The following is a 2,124-nucleotide window of genomic DNA, read 5'->3' on the forward strand; positions in this document are numbered from 1 at the left end:
CTCCCCAACGCCCTCCCGTCGCCGGAACGGCTCCCTCACCCGGCGCGGCGTGATCGGCGCAGCGGGTGCCGCGAGCGCCGTCGTCATCGGCGGGACGCTCACCTCCACGGCTTTCGCGGCCACCGGCGGCGAGAACTCCGCTCCCGGTACGGCGGACAACGCGGCCGGTGGGGCGTCCGGTACCCCGGGTACCGAGCCGCAGACGTTCCCGGCCACCCGTACCGAAGCGGCCACCGGCACCGCCGCGACCGGCGCGGCCTTCGCCATCTCGTACGTCGGTGTGCGCTGGAGCGGTGCCACGGACGGCGCCGGGATCAAGTTCGCGGACGGTGGCTCCGCGCCCGGCGAGTGGCAGGAACTGAGCGGTGGTTGCGCGACCGTCGAGGGTGGCGGTACGGCGCTGGTGGCGGCGGGGGACGCCACCGCGTACGAGCTGAGGCTGCCGGACGGGGCGAGCGCGAGCGGGGCGCGGTCGCTGGCGATCGACACGACCGGCGGGGCCGACCGGACCTGCCAGGTGCCGACCGAGCCGACCCGGGTGCGCGGGGTGGAGTACCTGTCGAGGCCGGCGTGGGGCGCCGACGAGGCGAAGCGGTACAAGAACGGGCAGGTCAACTCGCCCGAGAAGTACTACCCGTTCCAGACGGTCACGGTTCACCACACGGACACCCCGAACGCCGACCCCGACCCGGCGGCGACCGTGCGCGGCATCTACGAGTACCACGCGGTCACCCTCGACTGGGGCGACATCGGCTACCACTTCCTCATCGACGAGGCGGGTGCCGTCTACGAGGGCCGCTACTCCGGCGACGACCCGATCCCGGCCTTCGACAAGGACGGCAACCTCGTCACCGCCTTCCACACCGGCGGCTTCAACTCCGGCAACCTCGGCATCGCCCTCCTCGGCACACTGGTCTCCCAGCCGCCGACGGACGCGGCCAAGGAGTCGCTGATCCGCCTGATCAAGGTCATCGCCCGCTTCAAGGGCCTGGACCCGCAGGCGAGGATGACTTACGTGAACCCGGTCAACGGGGTCAAGAAGGACGTCAACGCGATCAGCGGCCACCGCGACTGGCTGGCGACCGACTGCCCCGGCCAGACGATGTACGACCTCCTGGGCGAGGTCCGTACCGCCGTCGCCGCCTAGTTGAGCGATCGTTAAATAAACCCCCCGTGGTCATGTCACGCCCTCTGCCGCCCGTACGGGAAGGAGGGGGCGTGATCGGCCATTCCCCCCGGTCCCCTGTTACCGGCGGTACTTCCTGGGCGCGGCTCCTGCCCGCGCCCGGGGCGAGAGGAATTCCCCATGGGCCACATGGACCACATGGATCACATGGACCACTTCAGTGCCGGATGGGTCACTCCCGTTCTCTCCTACGCGATGGCCTGTCTGGGCTCCGCGCTCGGACTGCGCTGCACCGTACGGGCGCTGGAATCGGACGGCGCCTCCAAGCGGAACTGGCTGACACTGGCCTCGTTCGCGATCGGGTCCGGCATCTGGACCATGCACTTCGTCGCGATGATGGGCTTCAGCGTCGAGGGCACCCCCATCCGCTACGACGTCCCGCTGACCGTCCTCAGCCTCGTCATCGCGATCGCCGTCGTCGCCGCCGGTGTCTTCACCGCCGGGTATGGCCGCTCGCGTGTCAGGTCGGTCGTACTCGGCGGCCTCGGCGCGGGTCTCGGCGTCGCCGCCATGCACTACGCGGGCATGTACGCGCTCAACCTGCACGGCGACATCTCGTACGACCCGCTGCTCGTCTTCGCCTCCGTCGCGATCGCCGTCGTCGCCGCCACGGCCGCGCTCACGCTCACGCTGATCGTGCGCGGACCCGTGCTGGCGACGATCGCCGCACTGGTCATGGGGCTCGCGGTGAGCAGCATGCACTACACGGCGATGTTCGCGGTGCGGGTCAGGACCGCGCCCAGCAGCCTGGAACTGCCGGGTGCCACGGCGACCGAGTTCCTGTTCCCGCTGGCCGTACTGCTGGGCTCGTTCCTCTTCCTGGCCTCGGCGTACGTGGCCCTGTCGCCGACGGGAAAGCGGTCGGAGTCGGCCATCGTGGCGGAACTGCTGCGCGAGGTAGAGCTGTCCACGGCCTGACCCCTGACCCCTGACCCCTG

The 2,124-nt window shown here is 70.5% G+C and carries 2 protein-coding genes; both read left to right on the forward strand.

Features of this window, described 5'->3' with window-relative positions; genetic code table 11:
* Positions 1-1,147 (forward strand): N-acetylmuramoyl-L-alanine amidase (locus AOK08_RS40060; protein ID WP_055535261.1); only part of this gene is annotated, 1,147 nt, incomplete at its 5' end.
* A gap of 177 nt (positions 1,148-1,324) precedes the next feature.
* Positions 1,325-2,104: an MHYT domain-containing protein gene (locus tag AOK08_RS40065; protein WP_055535263.1), complete on the forward strand. Its 780-nt coding sequence runs from the start codon at positions 1,325-1,327 to the stop codon at positions 2,102-2,104.
* Positions 2,105-2,124: the final 20 nt, after the last annotated feature.

The sequence above is a fragment of the Streptomyces graminilatus genome (assembly GCF_001418565.1).
Lineage (GTDB): Bacteria > Actinomycetota > Actinomycetes > Streptomycetales > Streptomycetaceae > Streptomyces > Streptomyces graminilatus.